Origin of the sequence: Streptomyces odontomachi (assembly GCF_024435355.1) — a bacterium.
Classification (GTDB): domain Bacteria; phylum Actinomycetota; class Actinomycetes; order Streptomycetales; family Streptomycetaceae; genus Streptomyces; species Streptomyces odontomachi.
The window spans coordinates 1-503 of record NZ_JAMJWG010000099.1; the positions used below are offsets into that span (position 1 = coordinate 1).

Annotated in this window: 1 protein-coding gene; it reads right to left on the bottom strand. The window is 67.8% G+C overall.

All coding sequences use genetic code 11. The features are described from left to right. A partial coding sequence (locus tag NQO67_RS43550) for a methylmalonyl-CoA mutase family protein (RefSeq protein WP_255956203.1) occupies positions 1 to 503 on the bottom strand: 503 nt, incomplete at both ends.

The following is a 503-nucleotide window of genomic DNA, read 5'->3' on the forward strand; positions in this document are numbered from 1 at the left end:
CTCGACGCGGCCCATCAGCTCGACGATGGCGGTCTCCAGCTCGTCGGTCATCTGCTCGACGACGTAGGAGCCGGCGAACGGGTCCACCGTCGCGGTCACGTCGGTCTCGTAGGCCAGGACCTGCTGGGTGCGCAGGGCCAACCTGGCGGACTTGTCCGTGGGCAGCGCGATGGCCTCGTCGAAGGAGTTCGTGTGCAGCGACTGGGTGCCGCCGAGTACGGCCGCGAGACCCTGTATGGCGACGCGGACCAGGTTCACCTCGGGCTGCTGCGCGGTCAGCTGGACACCCGCGGTCTGCGTGTGGAAACGCAGCATCATCGACTTGGGGTTCTTCGCGCCGAATTCTTCACGCATCAGGCGCGCCCAGATCCGCCGGGCCGCCCGGAACTTCGCGACCTCCTCGAGGATCGTCGTCCGGGCGACGAAGAAGAACGACAGACGCGGCGCGAAGTCGTCGACGTCCATGCCGGCCGCGATCGCCGTGCGCACGTACTCGATACCGT